Origin of the sequence: Turneriella parva DSM 21527 (assembly GCF_000266885.1) — a bacterium.
Lineage (GTDB): Bacteria > Spirochaetota > Leptospiria > Turneriellales > Turneriellaceae > Turneriella > Turneriella parva.
On record NC_018020.1, the window covers coordinates 485775 to 503938 of the forward strand.

The following is an 18164-nucleotide window of genomic DNA, read 5'->3' on the forward strand; positions in this document are numbered from 1 at the left end:
AGGGGGATATATGAAAGCACGAATTCTTTTCATCTTTATTCTGGCGGCTCTCGCGAATTGCCGCAAACCCGACCGCCCAGAGGCGCTCATCTTTCGTGACGGCTTTGCTGTGGGCAATGACACGACGGCGCCGCTTGTCGTTTCTGTCACAGGCGAGGCCGGCACCGACCAACTGATCGTTGAATTTAACGAACCGGTCTACACTAACGCTGGGGGCAGCGGCAATCTTGTCATCGGTGATTTCAGCTATCAGGATAACAACGCCACCGGCGCTACCAGTGTCACGGGAATGTTCGAGGCCAATGGCGCCGACAGAATTGTCGTTCTTACAACCAACGCAAACCTCATTGCCGGCGACAACGGCGACCGGGTTGTTTTTCCCGCGAATTCAATTTTCGACGCTGCCGGCAACGCGCTCGCGGCGACGGACAGGCTAATTGTACTAACCATCGTGCCCCCGACGCTCGTCGGCGCCGAAACCATGGACACAAACCGCAACGGCAGAATCGATCATCTGAAATTGACTTTCAACAAGAACCTGACCGATGCCACCTTCCCCAACTACGTCAACACGGGTACACTCGGGGGTGTCACCACCGCGTGGCTTGTGGCTGGCTTTACCAATGTACGCATCGACCCAACGATCGCCGCCGATGTCGATAATGACAATATCATCTACCTGACATGGGACGAAGCCGTCACAGCCAACACGGCGCTGACGCCAGACCTGACAACGACGGCCTCACCCGCGCTGCAGGCAACGAATGGCGCAGTCGTTAACCAAATTCAATCAGCTACCGTGACAGAGACCGATGCTGCACCCCCGGTGCTGATTGATGCCACCGAAAAAGCGGGTGAGCGCGATCTCGTTTTGGCATTCTCAGAACCCGTGTATGCGAACAATAATGCCACGGGCAGTTTGACTCTCGGCGACTTTACGTACACGAACAGCAACCCCGGCGGCGCCACTGCGTTTTCAGCGATCACCGATGCAGATGGCTCAAATAGCAATATCACGATTCAAATGGATACACTCTATGTTCTGGGTGACGGCAATACTGATCGTATCGCCGTGAACAACAACGAAGTTTATGACGCTGTCGGCCTTGTCGCCGTGAATTGTCAGACCGGCACAGGCTGTAACGGCACCTATGTTACGACACGCATCACCAACGGCGACGCCCCTACCCTGCAAACAGCAGAGACGATGGATATTGACGGTAACGGCAAAATTGACCATTACAAGCTAACGTTCGATGTACCTGTGAACGATTCGACGTTTCCCGGTTATGTGAGCGCCAACGGGTTAGGTACCGTCACCACAGCATGGGTCATCGGCACCCGCACGAACCTACGCATCGACACTCGCGACGCGCTGCCCCCAACCGGCCCCGGCGATACCGTTGCCAACGACAACGTCATCTATTTGGCCTTCGACGAAAACGCCGCCGCCTGCTCGGGCAACGACATATCTGGTTGCGATACCGGAGCCACACCCAACCTCAGCACAACCGCATCACCCGGGCTTAACGATTTTGACCCAACCGTCATAGCACAAATTGTCAGCTTTACAGCGACCGACAAGGCGCCACCGAAACTAATCACACTGAAAGGCCACGGCAATGCCACCTCGCTCATCGCCTATTTCTCTGAGGCCGTTTTCACCAACACCGGTGGCTCGGGCAACCTCACGGCCGCAGATTTCACTTACCAGAATGACAATGCAGGTGGCGCCACAGCAATTGCGGGCTTGAGCGAAGCCAACGGCGCTGATGGCAAGGTGACGCTGACAACGACGGGCAGTTTTGCATTGGCCGATGACAACACTGATGATCTGGTCGCGGTGATGAATGCAATCTATGATGCGGGTGATAATGCCCTCGTCGCAACGGCTGCGGTGAGGGTTGTGCCCCTGCTCTTGAGTGCTGAGACGATGGATATTAATAGTGATGGTACGATAGATCACTATAAGCTGACGTTTTCAATGGCTGTCGATGACTCAACATTTCCGGGGTATGCCGGCAATAATACTTTGGGCGCCGCTACGACGGAGTGGCTTGTAGCAAATCAAGGTAATGTGAGACTCGATACGCGAGACGCTGTGCCACCAAATGGTCCAGGTGATACTGGGGATAACGATAGTGTGATTTTTATTGCCTTTGATGGTTTTAATCACACAGGTCAGATGCCGGATATTACCACCACGCTAACACCGGGGTTAACACCCTTGGGTGCAACGCCCCTGATTGCGCCAATCGGCAGCATCGATATCTCAGAGCAGGATAAATCCGACCCAGTAATTATTTCTGCCGTGGCGCCAATGGGCGGCCTTAACCTGACGGTGGTTTTTTCAGAAAGAGTATACACCAATGCGGGTAGTGGGGATACTATGCAGCTAAATGATTTTATCTATGCAAATGTTAGCGGCAACGGCGCCAATTCCGTTATTGGTTTAAGTGAAGCTGATGGAACAGATCACAAAATCGTCCTGACGCTCAACTCTGTCTTTACATCAACAGATGGAAATGCCGATACAATCAGTACGAACAGCGGCGAAGTTTTTGACCTTGCCGGAAATGCTTCGACCAGCGTAAGCAAGGTACTTTCGACGGCGAGATATATCGTCGACAATACGGTGAATGCTATAGCGACGGATGGTGCGACGATTTATCTCGGTGGTGATTTCAGAGAAATCGGGCCGTATACGGGAGGTGGTGTTTTCGTCGGGGCTACGAGTAGTGTGCAACAGAATATTACCCCCGATTTTGTAAAAGGCACAGTACATGCTTCGGCGCCCGATGGTAACGGTGGTTACTTTATTGGCGGTTTCTTTTCCCAAGTGGGGGGGCAACCACGGAGCAATATCGCCCGTATTAACGCCGATGGCACGTTACATGCTTGGAATCCTGGATGCGGACTCGTTAAAGCAATGGCTCTATCAGGTGCTAATTTGTATGTTGGTGGCAGTTTTACGACCTGCGCAGGACAAACGCGAAATTCTCTCGCCGCCATCGATATAACAACAGGAATAGCGACCGCTTGGAATCCAAATGCAAACGGGGCTGTCGAGACGCTGGAGATATCTGGCTCGACAATTTACGCCGGAGGCAGTTTTACGATGGTCGCAGGGCAAACGCGAAACCGCTTGGCCTCGATCGATGCAGGGACCGGAGTCGCCGGCTCATGGGACCCGAACATCAGTGGTGTTGTTGAAACTATCGTTGTTAGGGGGCCCATTATCTATGCAGGCGGCTCTTTTAGCACGGTGGGTGGCCAAGTACGCAATCGGATCGCAGCCATTGACTTGATATCAGGTTCGCCAACCTCTTGGAACCCCAATGCGAGCAGTACGGTTCATGCCATTGCTGTCTCAGGCTCGACGATCTTCGCGGGTGGAAATTTTACGACCATTGGCGGGCAGACACGCAGCCGATTAGCGGCAATTGATGCCACAACTGGCTTGGCAAACTCTTGGAATCCAAACGCAATAGGCAGCGTATTCAGAATTTTGTTGGCTGGAAATACTGTATTCACAGGTGGCAACTTTTCGACCATAGGTGGTCAGACCCGAAAAAATTTAGCTGCGCTAGACAGTGCAACGGGACTGGTAATGGCATGGGATCCAAAAGTTGGGAAGGGCTCTGTCTATACGCTTGGTATGTCGGGCACAACTATTTACGTCGGTGGGGATTTTGAGAGTGTTGGCGTGCAAGTTCGCGATAGACTTGCGGCCATTCAATACGCTACAGGTGTCGCCACTGCATGGAATCCGAGCGCAAATAATACAGTAGAAGCCATAACATTGTCTGGCGCGAATGTATTCGTTGGCGGCAACTTCACAAATGTCGGCGGAGCGACGCGAAACTTCCTCGCTGCCATAGATAACACAACTGGTAGCGCAACGAGCTGGAACGCAAATGCTGACGGTAGAGCTCAAAATTTCGCGATTTATGGCACGAATCTTTATGTTTCTGGCACTTTTGCCAATATTGGTGGCCAGGCGCGATCAAGACTCGCTGCACTCGACATTGCGACCGGTACTGCAACATCATGGGCTCCAAGTCCTGATGGTGCTGTTTCTTCTTTGGCGATATCTGGGTCTACGATCTACGTGGGCGGCATATTTACAACCATTGACGGACAAGCCCGAAATCGACTGGCTGCCATTGATGCAACCTCTGGTACCGTGACAGCTTGGCACCCGGATGTAAATGCCTCGGTATCAGCCATTGCGATATCTGGTTCGGACATTTATGTGGGCGGCAGCTTTACGACTATTGGCGGGCAAACTCGAAATAGAATTGGCGCGATCGACGCAACAACTGGCAGCGTAACAGCTTGGAACCCAAATGTTGCTGGCGGAACCAATATCTTTGCTCTGTCACTATCTGGATCAACCCTATATGTCGGCGGCAATATCACTAATATCGGAGGGCAAAATCGAAACGGGGCCGCAGCATTGAGCCTTGTGAATGGTTTAGCAACGGCATGGAATCCAAATATAGGTAGCAGTGTTTACGCAATTAGCGTAGTCGGTTCGAGTATCTATTTCGGGGGTGATTTTACAACTATCGGCACAACAGGTTTTAGCTACTTCGCCGGCATCGACGCGACAACAGGAAGTGTGCTGGAATACTAACCATGAAAACCGCCGCCTTCTTCACCCTCCTCACAGCCACCGTCACACTGCACGCCCAATCCCTCAAAAAAGTAATGATCCTCGACTTCAAAAACCTCGACAAGAACCCCGACTACACCTACCTCGAAGACTCGATCACCGAAGCCGTGCGCAACGACCTGAAGGCCAAGTTTGATTTTCGCGAAATGCAGCGCGGTGACTGGCATAAGCTGGCAGAGAAGAATCTGTTTCTCTGGCCCGAAGACAACTACACGCGCAGGTAGTTTTTGGGATACGCTCTATGCTAATGCGATTGGCATATCGGCTAAAGCTAGCCCCTGGACTTTCTTAAAATCGGTGGTATTCGCGGTGAGAAGAGAGCAATTCGCGTGCATAGCCGTGGCAGCGATAATAGCATCCGCAGTTTTCATGTTGTGGGCTTTGCGAATCATGATTGCCTGGCTAATGATATCCGAATCTACTGGCAGAATGGTTAGTCCGGCGAACACGGCTTCAAAGTAATGCTGATCTGCTGGGTCAGGCGGTGATAACCAAGTACCTCTAGTCTGGACAAATCTGAAACCGCAGCCTGCTGCAACAAAAAATATTCCCGCAACTGTAGCAAACTCGGTCGAGCGGAATATATAATGATATTACTGTCGACTAGAATCAAAAACGATTTTCCCGTGTTTCGTTCTGCCAAACGGTCGCATCGGGTATAGATTGCCCATCGCCGCCACGCAGTATCGCAGCGACCTTGTCTGTCTCTGCTGTGGATGCATGAAGCCGCTGAAAAATCACGCCCTGTTTCTTTGCGTATTCCATCACTGATTGAAGTTTTTCTTCAGAATCGCTCTGGAGAATTATTGTAGACACAGTTCATGTAGGCGGTTTGGAGCCAACCGTCAACGAGAATATTAATGTGGGTGGGGCGGGGCTATGCACTAATGCATTTGCACTATTGCCTTCTTGCCACAGATGTGCTACAATTCGCGTATGAGAATGGGTAAACTTACTCTTCGCGTGGCCCAAACAGCCCCTGGCGAGGTGGGCGAATGCAGAAAGTCGTACTTTAGGCAACGCGGCCGAGCACGAAATACGGGATATACACCCCATGGTTCTGTCGCAAGATTGTTTGTGGATGCGTCTAAAGTGAAAATGCTTTGGCGATCAGAAAAGAGCGTTTTCCTCTTTATATGTCCTCATTTGGGGGTAACACTACGATGCGGTTGAAAATATTCGCTTTGCTTCTATTGTGCTCGGCGCTCCACCCCGCCGCGCTCAAGAAAGTCCTCATTCTCGACGTCGTCAACATCGACAAGAATGCAAACTATGACTATCTGGTCGGCTCGATTACTGACGCGTTCACCGCGAAGCTGAAAGAGAACTTTGCCTACTCTGAAACGCCGAAAGAGGCATGGCAGAAGGCGGCGGTTGCGGGTGATTTGCATGGCAGCACTATACTGGAGTTTAGAAACTCATGAGTAAAAACATCGCATTAATTGTCTTCGGGCTATTGACGTTCACGCCGCAACTATTTGCCCAATCCCTCAAAAAAGTAATGATTCTCGACTTCAAAAATCTCGACAAGAACCCTGACTACACCTATCTCGAAGACTCAATCACCGAGGCGGTGCGCAACGACTTAAAGGCGAAGTTCGACTTTCGCGAAATGCAGCGCGGTGACTGGCATAAGCTGGCAGAGAAGAATTTGTTTCTCTGGCCCGAAGACAACTACACGCGCAGTTTCGGCTTGAATCTTGGCGCCGTCGCACGGCAAGATATCGTCGTCGGTGGTTTTTACCAGGCGATTATCGAAAAGAAAGCCAGCAAGGGTGTGCGCGCCGGTAGTTATGTCATTCGCGCACACGTGTTCGTTCTCGACATCGGCAAACGCAAAGTCGTTAGCGAATTCGACATGGTGATGCCCGCCGATGCGTCACTTTTTGGCGCAGTCGAAGAACTTGCGGCGCGGGTGGTCAAAGAGGCAAAGTCTGTACTGCCTAATAAGGGAGAGCTTGGGCAAGAAGCCATCGAGGCTGACGATATCTCGCCGCATGAGATCGGTATTCTCGCCGGCATCTCTGCCCATTCCGTACCCGATATCTTCAGCGGTAATTTCACCACAGATAAAAAACTGCACAATAAAGACGTACCGCAGACTATCGGGGTCTACGGCACTTACCGTTACCACGACTTTCTCTGGCCGCGATTGGCGATCGATATCGCGGGTGGCGCACAGTTCGGTTCAACTAACCTCAACGTCGCGAACGACAGCAAAAAAGTCAAGGCGGATGCAACTGACTATTCGCTCGCCGCACACCTGGGTCTGCGCATCGATGCCTGGCGCTTCAGCTTCATGCCGCTCGCCGGCGGTGGTTTCTCTCTCGCAAGCCTCAATCTCGACTATTCGACGCTCTCTGTAGCACCGGTAGATTCGACCGGTAAAGAACTCAACTCAGACACTATCAATACCAGCGCGCCGTTTGCAGAAGGCGGGCTAAAATTAGGATTTCGAATTACACAGCGCCTGCATCTGAACGTGCAGGGTCTTTACCGACAGCACTTTTATATTGGTGCATCAGTGGGGCAAGTGATCGCGACTGGTGGTTTAACATTCAGATTATGAGGTACATTATGAAAAAGATAATATGCAAATTCGTCTTTTGCGTCGGCTTGCTGGCTCTGAATCATTGCCGCGAGCTCAGCGGCCCGAGAGAAGCAACGTTTCGTGATGCGTCTGCAGTCAATAAAGATACGACGCCCCCGTTAATCGTCAGTGTAAGAGCCGAAGCAGGTACAAACGAAATACAAATCGAATTTAACGAACCTGTCTATGGTACAACAGGGGGCTCGGGAAGTCTGTTGTTAGCGTCTTTCGGGTACGTAAATAACAATGGCACTGGCGCATCAGCTCGAACAGCAATCAGTGACGCTGACGGGTCAGATAGATTTATATCTCTCACGACAAATAATCTGGTCGTCGCCGGCGACTCTGCCGATCAGATTCAATTTTTAAGCGGCATTTACGATGCAGGTGGCAATAGTCTCGCTGCCACAACGCGAACGATAGACACGAATGCAATTCCCCCGCAGATTACCGCCGCCGAAACTATGGATATCGACAAGAACGGAAAGATCGATCACTTTAAGCTGACTTTTAACAGAACTCTCAATGATGCAACTTTTCCCAATTATGCCTCTTCGGCAAGTGAAGGTGCCGCCACTGCCACCTGGCAGGTTGCAGGCAAAAACAACGTACGTATCGACCCGACGGTCGCGGCCGATGTCGACAATGACAGCATCATCTATATCAAGTTCGATGAAGGTATTGCGATAGATACCTCAGAGGTGCCAGAGATCACAACCTCGCTTGCACCGGGTTTACAAGGGCTAAGCGGCGCAACCATGTCACAGGTGAATACCGGCAGCATCACTGAAACTGATAAAGCGGCTCCGGTGATTGTATCGGCTGTGGCGCCTGCAACATCTACCAATCTTACTGTGCGATTTTCAGAACCCGTATATACGAATGCAGGTAGCGGCGACCTTCAGATTGCCGATTTCAACTATGTAGACACTAACACTGCCGGCGCGGGCACCATAGCCGGTATCTCAGAAGCCGATGGCTCAGACCGCAAAGTTACGCTGACGCTTAATGCGGCATTTGCAACCGGCGACGGCAAGAATGATACACTGGCGGCAGCGGCGAGTGCGATATACGATGCAAGCGGCAATACTACGCCAACCGACGTATTTTTGGTCTCAGCTGAAACCCGGTATGTCACGGATGGAACAGTTGAAACTATAATCGAGACGTCGGGAACCGTGTATATTGGTGGCACATTCACGCAGTTAGGGCCAAATACCGGCACCGGGGTTTTGGTGAATTCAAGTGGTGGCTTTGCCGGTTCGTGGGTAGATCGCGTCAACGGCTATATCTATGCCGCCGTACCCGATGGCAGTGGTGGCTATTATATAGGCGGTAGCTTTACGGCAATTGGCAATCAGACACGAAATCGCATAGCACGCATCAATGCCGATGGTTCACTCAATGCCTGGAATCCAAACATCCTGGGTACGTTCACTTCAACCGTCAACGCGATCGTCGTCTCTGGATCAACTGTCTACGTCGGCGGCACTTTTGCATCAATCGGTGGCCAAGCGCGCAGTTCTATGGGCGCCATAGATGCGACGACCGGAAGTCCCACCACGTGGAATCCTGGATGCTCGTGCGTGATATACGCCCTGGCAGTTTCGGGTTCGGTAGTTTATGCCGGGGGTAATTTCACCAGTACCATTGGCGGACAAACACGCAACCGCATCGCAGCGCTCGATGCAACAACGGGCAATGCAACCGCGTGGAACCCCAATGCCGATGGAGTTGTGCAAGCAATCGCGGTGTCGGGCACAACGATCTATGCTGGCGGAGATTTCACGAATATCGGTGGCCAGGCGCGTACCCGCATCGCCGCGCTTGATGCGACGACTGGCAGCGCAACTACCTGGGCGCCAACGGCGAACGATACTGTCAGGAAAATTGCGGTTTCAGGCTCGACAATTTATCTTGGCGGTGACTTCACAAGCATCGGCTCGTCACGCAGCTATATCGGCGCACTCGACGCAACTACCGGCAGCGCAACGGCTTGGAACCCGGGTGCGAGTGCGGCTGTTTATTCTCTGGCCGTATCAGGCTCCACGGTCTACGCTGGCGGTCTATTCACTACAATAGGCGGCCAAACGCGCAGTCGAGTAGCCGCAATCGACAGCACGACCGGGTTGGCAACATCTTGGAACCCAAATTCCATGGGCAATGTGACTGCAGTGGCCGTTTCAGGTTCGACCGTCTATGTGGGCGGCAACGTTAGTTCAATTGGTGGTCAAGCGCGCAATAATATAGCCGCCATTGATGCCGCAACGGGATACTTACGTCCATGGAACCCGAATGCAAATGGCTTGATTAGAAAGTTGGCAGCATCAGGATCAACTATCTATGCAGCTGGAGACTTTACGACAATCGCTGGGCAAACCCGCAATTACATAGCCGCACTCGACGGCGCCTCAGGCAATGCAACCAGTTGGAACCCCAACGCAAGTAGCTCGGTATATCATATGGTGGTTTCTAGTAGCACTTTGTATGTAGGGGGGTCGTTTACCACGATTGGCGGCCAATCACGAAACCGAATCGCGGCTCTCGATCTGAGTACAGGCGACGCAACTACCTGGAACCCGAATGCGAGTTCTACCGTAAGTGAAATCGCTGTTTCTGGTGCAACCGTGTACGCGATCGGCGCATTTACAACCATCGGTGGCCAACCGCGATTACGGCTGGCCGCGCTCGACAGCACCACCGGTAATGCCACGGCATGGGCGCCTGACCCGAATAACTCAGTATCAGCACTCGCAGTCTCTGATTCAACGGTTTTTGTCGGCGGCAATTTCACCGCAATCGCAGGGCAATCGCGTAACCGAGCGGCGGCCTTTGACATCGGCACAGGAAGCATTACAGCGTGGAACCCTAGTGCAGGCGACGCTCCATTCGGTCTTGCGATCTCTGGCTCAACCGTCTACGCATTTGGCGATTTCACTGTGATCAGCGGCGCGACACGTAACCGTATCGCGGCACTCGATGCGACCACAGGCAATGAGACTGCCTGGGACCCTAATGCCAGTTCAGATGTACATACCGTTATTGTTGTCGGCTCCGTGCTTTACGCGGGCGGCAATTTCGGTACAATCGGAACCAAAGCATCATATTATCTTGCCGCAATCGACACAACGACCGGGCTGCTCTTAGAATACTAGTTGCTCCAATGCGCACGCAAGTCTATGCCGGCGAGGCACTCGCCCGTTACGGTTTTCCCGGCGGGCATCCGTTCAGCACGAAACGCTTCGGCGCGTTTTATGACGAGTTTCTGAAGCGTGATTTGCCGAAGCGCAGCACTGTGGTGAATGCTCATGAAGGCGACCCGCAGATTCTCGCAGATTACCATACGAGCGCCTACATCGAACTCGTGCGCCGATCGTCTGCACAGGGCTTCGGTCTGCTCGACCGGGGTGACACGCCGGCTTTTGCCGGTTGTTTCGACGCTGCGCTCACCGTGTGCGCGACAGCGCTCGCGGCGGCAGATGCAATCATCGCGGGTGAAACCGAAGCGGCATTTGTGCCGATTGCCGGGCTGCACCATGCGCGGCGCGATACGGCCGGCGGCTTTTGTATCTTTAACGATGCCGGCATCGTGATCGAAAAGCTTTTCTCGCGGGAGAAAATCCACCGCATCTTACATTCCAAAACGAAGTGCAATCGACCTCCGAAAGTAGACCTCGGCTGGCGTCCGAAAATTCAGTCGCTTGCGTGGCCGATTATTCAGTAATTCGAGCGCCGCGTCAACCTGTTCCTGGTCGATTTCCCGAAAGTCCGTTCCCTTCGGAAATGGCTCGCGCAGCAGGCCGTTGGTGTTTTCGTTCGTTCCCCGCTGCCAGGGCGATCCTGGGTCGCAGAAATACACTCCGCAATTCAGCACCTGTTGCAGGTCCCGGTATCCGCTCATTTCTGTGCCGCGATCATAAATCACACCCCGTAACAGAGAATTATCGACGTCTGCGAACAGGTCGCGTGCAGCCGCGTTGAACTGCTCAACGAGTTTGCGCTCGATTTTTGCCGCCTTGGTGTAGCGCGAATGTCTTTCGACAAAGGTTGCGATTTGTCCTGTGCCGATTTTTCCCTCCACCAAATCACCCTCCCAATAGCCAGGTTTTCGCCGCGTCAAAGCCTCGGCTGGCAGGTCGTGAATGCGTAAAAACCCTTTGTTTTCAGCCTCAATCCGCACTGTGCGCTTGTATGGTTTTCCCTTGCGGCGCAGGCAAAGGCGATAGAAATTCGATGTGGCGGATTTCTTACGGATATGATTATAGATCGTCTGCATGCAAACCCCGCCGAAGCGTTCAAGCCGCATACGCCCCGCGATCTGCTCCGGTGACAGCGTCGCTTTGAGCGATGCGCCGATCTGTGACCAGAGTTCCGGGGTCACCTTTGCGGCGTTGGTATTCGTCTGGCGCCTGCGCGCTGCATCTTTTGCGCAGCGGGCGCTGTAATGCCGCGGCATTGAATTGCGGCGGATTTCACGATAAATGGTGCTCGGGTGGCGCTTCAGGTCTCTGGCAATACGTCCGGCATGGCGGCCCTGCCTGAGGCTTTCTTCTATACACAGTCTTTCTTCATTGGATAGTTGAACGTAAGGTCGCATCCGGGGTCTCCGTGGTCGTATTTCGCAAATCAACCTCGAAACCCCGGCGCGGCCTTACACTACTTTATCCTATCGCACTTCGTTTTGGAATCTACACATTGCCTACGTCGATATCGACGCGCACCACGGCGATGGTGTCTTCTACGATTTCGAATCGCACCCTGGCCTCATTTTTGCCGACATGCACCAGCAACACATCTACCCCGGTACCGGCGATGCGCACGAGATCGGTGTCGGCGCGGCGGCGGGCGTGAAGCTGAATCTGCCGATGCGTGCAGGTTCGAACGATGCGGATTTCGACCGAGCCTGGGGCCGGGTCGTCGAGCATCTGCGCGCTCACAAACCGGAGTTCATCATCTTACAATGCGGCGCCGACTCGATTGCCGGCGACCCGCTGACGCACATGCAGTATTCGCCCGCTTCGTATACCAAGGCGGCGCTCGATCTGGCGGCGATAGCGCGTGAATTTGCCGGCGGTCGGCTCTTGGCGTTGGGCGGGGGTGGTTATAACCTCAGTAATATCGCTGCGGGCTGGAATAATGTCGTTCATGCGCTCGTCGAGGCGTAGTTCAGGTTTATGGTTTTCTCCAAGCGCGGGTATTTAGGGTAGAAGTACAGGCTTTCGGTCAAAATTCCGGCGTTTTGACCCCACGCGTGCAGATGGAGTTCATAGTTAGTCACGTGCAGATTTGCGCGTCGCCTTCTGGAGCGCTTAATCCACATCTTGATCATGCAATAGACCAGCCAAGACACGCTGACGCGCATCGCCGAGGCCGCAAAGTGTAACGTATCATACTCCGCCTCGGTAAAACGCGTCGTCACGATGGCAAACTCCCCGCCCTGGCGATTATAGGTGCGCTTCACCCCACGCCTGACGGTGGCGTTTCGCATCTGAACGCGCAGCGTCCGAATAGCGAGCCTCATGATCGCGCGCTGCCGGCGCCTCCACACGTTCGCAAATTTTACCGGCAATGAAACACTTGTCGTCAGCATAACCCCTCTACTGACTAAATACCACAGAACGCCGTTTTTTTCTCACCGGTGCTGAAAAATACCGCGGGCGCTCTTTTTTGGTTGCCGCGCTGTTTTGAATTATGTCACATTGTGTTCAGGCTTCGGCAGATGAAATTATCCATTGTATTCTCTATCCTCATTTTGTTCGCGCCGAATCTCAAGGCGCAAGATGCGGATGTCAAAACGCCCGCAGCCCCGGCCGCAGTGGAGAAGCCTGCCACCGAGGCGCCACGCAAAGCCGAGACACTCGACGATTTTGACAGGCAACTGCAGCGCGAGCTCGATGCCACGCCGGGGCGGCCGGCGAATGGCACCGAGCAACCTTCGCTCGTCTGGCAATTTGTGCGCACACTGCTGACGTTGAGTTTTCTGCTCGCAATATTTTATGGTATCTTTCGCCTCTACAAATTCAAACGCGAATTGCCGCAACAGAGTTTTTCGGCGATCACCAGCATTTACGATTTTCCGCTCGGGCCGAACCAGCGCCTGCAGATTCTCGAAATCGCCGGCCGCCTCATGATTCTGGGGGTGAGCGAAAACTCGGTTCAGCTCATCAGCGAAGTCACAGACAAGTACACAGTCGACCGCATTAAGCTCGACTGCGCCGAAGACAAACGGGCGCCGCAGGTTGATTTTATAACTGAACTTTCGCGCGTTATCAAGACAAACCTTTCGCAGCGCTTTGGCAAGAAAGACCCAGGTTCATTCTCGCTGCAAGAAAGCGGCGACGACAATACAGAGCTCGAAGCGCAGCGCCGCAGCTCAATGGAGCGCCTGAGAAAAATGCGGTCTGAAAAGTTCGACTGGCGGGATAAACCATGAAATTGTTATTTCGCGCCGCGGTGGTTCTCGCGCTTTTCTTCGCGGCCGGCGCCGTGTTCGCACAGCAGGTACCTATCCCGCGTGTGGATTTTAATATCACCCAGGCCAAGAACCCACAGCAGGTCGCACTCTCGCTGCAGATTCTGCTGCTGCTCACGATCTTGTCGCTCGCGCCTGCGATTATTCTGATGCTGACGTCGTTCACCAAGATTATTATCGTGTTCGACTTCATGAAACGCGCGCTCAGCCTGCAGAACATGCCCCCGAACCAGGTCATGGTTTCTCTGGCTCTCTTTATCACTTTCTTTATCATGGCGCCGACGTTCGACGAGATGAACAAGAAGGCAATCACCCCCTATCTTGACGGCAAGATTAGCAACACGGGTTTCTTTAAAGAAGCCGCAGCGCCGCTCAGAAAATTCATGGTCAAACAGATCGGCCGCGAGGGCATTAAAGAGATCGCCCTGTTCGTACGGTTAAGTAAAGCCGAGAGGCCCAAGAAGATCGACGATGTTTCGATGCAGGTACTGATACCTGCTTTCATGCTCACCGAGATCAAAAAGGCATTTATCATCGGCATCTACCTGTTCTTGCCGTTTCTGATTATCGACATGGTTGTCGCGAGTGTGCTCATGTCGATGGGCATGATGATGTTGCCACCGGTCATGATTTCGCTGCCGTTCAAGATTATTCTGTTCGTTCTCGTCGACGGCTGGACACTACTCACGTACGAAATCGTCCGAAGCTACGGGTAACCGTAGCTGAGGAGCCTGCCCTGAGCTCGTCGAAGGGAAGCTACGGGTAGCTCTCGCAGTTGCGGTTTCGTCGATACCGCAATTACGTCGCCGCTTTTGCCTGTGCGTCGGCGAGCTTGCGCTTCAAAATGTCGATGCTACCGAAATTCTTGTCGATTTCAATGAGTTCTGAGAGCATCGCCTCAGCCCGCTTGAAGTTGCCCATGCGCAGGTGCAGATCGCACAGCAGCGCAAGGTTCTTGGCGATCGGCACTTCTCTGAGGCGCAGGCGCTCTGAAAGATCGATCGACTTGCGGTAGTCTTTTATTCTGCGAAAGCAGAGGCTCGCGAAATAGACAAAGTGTGCGTCCGCTGGCTTTAGCCATAAATAATCCTGCGCATACTGCGCGGCTTTTTCATAGTCTTTGGTCTGGTAATAGATCTGCGCCAGATTCTTCACCGCCTCGGGGTAAAATTCATCTTGGCGCAGGTAGGCTTCGATGCGCCGAATTGCTTTGTCGGTCTGCCCCGTCTTAAGATCGCGTTTCACCCCGCTCAATACCGCGCCATAGTCGAAAGCGTGGTGGTTGTTGCGCTGCTCGACATAGCGCTCGATACGCATGATCGAGAGGTCGTCCATGATTTCGCCGCGCTGCTCAATTGCGCCCACAATGTCGGTGACGCGTCCGCCATTTTCTTCAATAATGCGCAAGAACAGCGTCTCATCTTCGTTGATAATACGGTCACCATGTTCATCGTACCCGAGTATAATGTCGTCGCGACCGTCAGACCCGACGAATAAGACATCACCGGGTTCGAGCTGGGTTGTTGCGATTTGCAACTTACCTTCAACGCCTGCGGTACCAAGCTTGCGCAGCATGGTATCGTTCTCGATAAACTCCGCTTTTCCGTTTCGGTAAAGCACGGCGCGGGGGTGTTCGGCGAGAATATGGTACATCAGACCCGTGTGCTCGTCGATAAGGCCAAAAAAGCCCGACATCAGCATCGAGCCGTCGAAACTCTCGAACACCCGGTGCAGCTCAATGAACGCATTCTTGAGCCAGCGTTCCGGTGCCTGCTGCTGCATCGCAAGTGTTGCCTGCGTGCGTTCAACAATTGTGTGAAAAACCGACCCCAAGACGAGCGCGCCGCCGGCCCCCTGTATCGATTTGCCCATCGCGTCACCGTTCACGAAGGCGATGTGCCGTTTGCCTTCGAGTTCAATTATGTGCGAAATATTGATATCGCCGCCGATGTCTTTACTCCAGTGGCGAAACTCGAACTTTTTCTTCTGCCGCACGACCGACTCGATGCCTACGAGGGAGCTGTCGACCTCATTCACGCCGAGGGGTTTTAGAAGCAGAGTCGTGAGAAAATAATCACCGTCTTGCTGTGCCTTGAGCGCTTGCACGTCTTTGAGCGTTGTTTGCAGTTCTTGCGTACGCTCTTTCACTTTCTCTTCGAGCTGCTCGGCATATTGCTGCAACCGCATGCGACCGGCTTTAATTGAACGCGCCATCTTGTTAAAGCTCTTGGCCATAAAGCCGATCTCGTCTTCAACCTGAACTTTGACACGGGCATCAAAATTGTCGTTGTGAATCTCTTTAAGGCCATCGACCAGCCAATTGATCGGCCGCATCAGGGCGCCCCTGAAGAAAACGGAGAATCCAATAAGTATAAAGAGGTACGACGACAGAATCACGATCACGAGCGGCCACGTTGCCGCGGCGATCTGCTGCCGGTAATAGATATAGGGATACGCAACTTCAATGACGCGTTGCTGTCCCTGGTCAACGAATGGGTAAGATACATAATGCTGCGGAAAGCTACCGGCATAATGTATCTGGCCTCGGTAGAGCCGCTGCGCTTCTTCGCGCCATGGCGTCAGAGATGCCATCAGCAGCTGTTTCTTTTCCGTAGCTGCGAGTTCACCCAATTTTTCTGTGGCTTCGGCGAGCCCGGGAAATTTCTTATCGAGTGCGGCAATCACCTCACCGCTTTTTTTCTCAAACTCAGCGTCGCTCATCTGCCGAAGCTTTGCGATCTGGTAAAGCTGCTGGCTTCTGAGCGAGCGAATCGCTGCGGTCAGCGTTGCGCCATCGGTATAATTGGCACGCGAAACCAGTTCTTGCAAATAGCGCGATTGAATTGCCGAGTGCTTCGACACCTGAGCGAGAAGATCGAGCGCCACTTTCTTCACCGTTTCTGCATCGCCCTTGAGCACCTGCAAACTGTCATGCAGATAGGTTGCCTGCATCTGCTGCAACAGGGCCGTTTCACTTTCGTAATCCTCACCGGGAGCAGAGAGAAGCTTACTCTGTTTGTGGTCATAGATTATTTTTTTGACGCCATAGTCTGGTAGGCGGCCCAAAACATAACCTTCACGCGCCCTGCCATAGAGCAGCGCATCGAAATTGCGCTCGGCATCGTGCAGCCAGTAATACGCGACCGCCTGAAATATCAAAAGCACGGTCAAGAGTGTAATGCCGGTAATTCGCCAGAGAACCGAGGTACGGTCTTTCGTGACGTTGATGTAGGTAACGATCGCTGCAAAGTAACCGAACAGGTTAAAAATGACCGTGGCCGTCATAAAAGTCGAGCGTGGTATTAGATTGTCGCGGCTGAGAACCTGCAAGATCGCGGGCGGTATTGTCGCGAACAGAAACGCTGCCGCAATCAGCCACACGCCCGAGCGCTCGTCGCCACGCTCTTTGAAACCGCGCCAGATACCCGTGGCGACGAAGTGTAAGAAGTGCAGTAGAATCATGAGGCTGACAGCCTTCTGCGCGGGCAGAGAATCTGAATCCCAGAAATGGCTGTTAAAAAGATAATAGAGCGGCGAATTGAACATGACGTATGCGAGCCATGCCGATACCAGAATAATGGAGGAGTGCCCAATAACCAGAACCCATTTTACCACGCGCGTCGAGTGAACGCGCGGGAACGAATGAAAGAACGCGGCGACGTGAAGACCTGCGCACATCGCCGTGTAGAAATTCAGCCAGCGCGTCGCAAAATTCGGCACGGTATAGATGCCATGCGTGATCAGATAGCTCAGATTGAAAATTCCGGTGAAAACCATCGCAATCGCGAGTTGCGTGCTCGCCGGCGAGCGGTTGGGCACCCGAAACAGCAGAATCGCCACATATAATAAGAATAGAAAAGACAGCAACGAACCTACAAAGAAGTAATTGGGATACAACGCGGGCATTCCCGGTTCTGCCTATGCCCGCTATAATGTAAACTAAAGATTCTGGTATTGTGGTTTTTTACTTCACGGCTGATTTAAGTTTAAGTAAACTGCTGTATGCCCAATTCGGCGGTACCCACTTCTCTCTGGCCTGCTCTGCTGCAGCTTCTGTTCGGCGTCGGCTTTGCCGGGCTGATTCTGCTGCTCGCTCACAAGATCAGACCCCGCACGAGCAAACCCGCCGAATCGCACCCTGACACGTTCGAATGCGGTATACCCTACACCGACGATGCGCGCGGGCTGTTCAACGTAAAGTTCTACCTTGTGGCGATGATTTTTATCATCTTCGACGTCGAGGCCATCTTTCTGATGCCCTGGGCGGTATCGTTTCAGCCGTTTCGCGAAGCCGGCTTCGGTTTCGTGATGCTTGTTGAACTCGTCATATTTATGGCAATTCTCTTCATCGGCTATTATTATGTGCTGAAGAAAGGCGCCCTGAATTGGGAGGATCCAAATTGAGCACTGAAACGATCACGAAC

General features: G+C 52.9%; 15 protein-coding genes. 10 read left to right on the forward strand and 5 right to left on the reverse strand.

What is annotated here, in order from left to right; translation table 11 throughout:
- The first annotated feature begins 10 nt into the window (after nt 1-10).
- Both TURPA_RS21290 and TURPA_RS02260 read left to right on the forward strand, forming a co-directional pair.
- Nucleotides 11-4639 carry a beta strand repeat-containing protein gene (locus TURPA_RS21290; protein ID WP_014801660.1) on the forward strand — a complete coding sequence of 1543 codons (4629 nt, stop codon included), beginning with the start codon at nt 11-13 and terminating at the stop codon, nt 4637-4639.
- A 2-nt stretch (nt 4640-4641) separates the two neighbouring features.
- Nucleotides 4642-4902 carry a hypothetical protein gene (locus TURPA_RS02260; protein ID WP_014801661.1) on the forward strand — a complete coding sequence of 87 codons (261 nt, stop codon included), beginning with the start codon at nt 4642-4644 and terminating at the stop codon, nt 4900-4902.
- A gap of 15 nt (nt 4903-4917) precedes the next feature.
- Here the strand turns inward: TURPA_RS02260 and TURPA_RS24290 are convergent, their stop codons facing one another.
- Complete coding sequence (locus TURPA_RS24290; RefSeq protein WP_083847687.1) at nt 4918-5262, reverse strand: PIN domain-containing protein; 345 nt, start codon at nt 5260-5262, stop codon at nt 4918-4920.
- A gap of 25 nt (nt 5263-5287) precedes the next feature.
- Nucleotides 5288-5494: a hypothetical protein gene (locus tag TURPA_RS02270; RefSeq protein ID WP_041948247.1), complete on the reverse strand. Its 207-nt coding sequence runs from the start codon at nt 5492-5494 to the stop codon at nt 5288-5290.
- Nucleotides 5495-5841: 347 nt separating this feature from the next.
- On the opposite strand from TURPA_RS02270, the gene TURPA_RS02275 reads away from it, so the two are divergent.
- From TURPA_RS02275 to TURPA_RS02290, 4 genes are read left to right on the forward strand one after another with little or no spacing between them, the layout of a single operon-like run.
- Complete coding sequence (locus TURPA_RS02275) at nt 5842-6102, forward strand: hypothetical protein (protein WP_041948248.1); 261 nt, start codon at nt 5842-5844, stop codon at nt 6100-6102.
- Nucleotides 6099-7247 carry an autotransporter domain-containing protein gene (locus TURPA_RS02280; protein WP_014801663.1) on the forward strand — a complete coding sequence of 383 codons (1149 nt, stop codon included), beginning with the start codon at nt 6099-6101 and terminating at the stop codon, nt 7245-7247. The genes TURPA_RS02275 and TURPA_RS02280 overlap by 4 nt, the downstream gene beginning before the upstream one ends.
- Nucleotides 7248-7255: 8 nt before the next feature.
- Nucleotides 7256-10423 carry a beta strand repeat-containing protein gene (locus TURPA_RS02285; RefSeq protein ID WP_014801664.1) on the forward strand — a complete coding sequence of 1056 codons (3168 nt, stop codon included), beginning with the start codon at nt 7256-7258 and terminating at the stop codon, nt 10421-10423.
- Between the two features lie 8 nt (nt 10424-10431).
- Entirely contained in the window at nt 10432-10992 is a 561-nt protein-coding gene (locus tag TURPA_RS02290) for an arginase family protein (RefSeq protein ID WP_053332098.1), read from the forward strand.
- Here the strand turns inward: TURPA_RS02290 and TURPA_RS02295 are convergent.
- Entirely contained in the window at nt 10900-11865 is a 966-nt protein-coding gene (locus tag TURPA_RS02295) for an IS30 family transposase (RefSeq protein ID WP_014801665.1), read from the reverse strand. The two genes, TURPA_RS02290 and TURPA_RS02295, sit on opposite strands and share 93 nt — an antisense overlap.
- A 112-nt stretch (nt 11866-11977) precedes the next feature.
- Between TURPA_RS02295 and TURPA_RS02300 the strand changes: the two genes are divergently transcribed.
- Nucleotides 11978-12433: an arginase family protein gene (locus TURPA_RS02300; RefSeq protein ID WP_245536822.1), complete on the forward strand. Its 456-nt coding sequence runs from the start codon at nt 11978-11980 to the stop codon at nt 12431-12433.
- Here TURPA_RS02300 and TURPA_RS02305 read toward each other — a convergent pair.
- Nucleotides 12412-12858: a hypothetical protein gene (locus tag TURPA_RS02305; RefSeq protein WP_014801666.1), complete on the reverse strand. Its 447-nt coding sequence runs from the start codon at nt 12856-12858 to the stop codon at nt 12412-12414. The genes TURPA_RS02300 and TURPA_RS02305 overlap by 22 nt on opposite strands.
- Before the next feature lie 111 nt (nt 12859-12969).
- On the opposite strand from TURPA_RS02305, the gene TURPA_RS02310 reads away from it, so the two are divergent.
- Both TURPA_RS02310 and fliP read left to right on the forward strand, forming a co-directional pair.
- A complete protein-coding gene (locus TURPA_RS02310; RefSeq protein ID WP_157210365.1) occupies nt 12970-13701 on the forward strand; it encodes a FliO/MopB family protein in 732 nt (243 codons plus the stop codon).
- Nucleotides 13698-14456, forward strand: a complete 759-nt coding sequence (gene fliP / locus TURPA_RS02315) for a flagellar type III secretion system pore protein FliP (RefSeq protein ID WP_014801668.1) — start codon at nt 13698-13700, stop codon at nt 14454-14456. Before TURPA_RS02310 ends, fliP begins: the two co-directional genes overlap by 4 nt.
- A gap of 82 nt (nt 14457-14538) precedes the next feature.
- Here fliP and TURPA_RS02320 read toward each other — a convergent pair whose 3' ends face one another.
- A complete protein-coding gene (locus TURPA_RS02320) occupies nt 14539-17646 on the reverse strand; it encodes a SpoIIE family protein phosphatase (RefSeq protein ID WP_014801669.1) in 3108 nt (1035 codons plus the stop codon).
- Between the two features lie 96 nt (nt 17647-17742).
- On the opposite strand from TURPA_RS02320, the gene TURPA_RS02325 reads away from it, so the two are divergent.
- A complete protein-coding gene (locus TURPA_RS02325) occupies nt 17743-18144 on the forward strand; it encodes an NADH-quinone oxidoreductase subunit A (RefSeq protein ID WP_014801670.1) in 402 nt (133 codons plus the stop codon).
- The last annotated feature ends 20 nt before the right edge of the window (nt 18145-18164 follow it).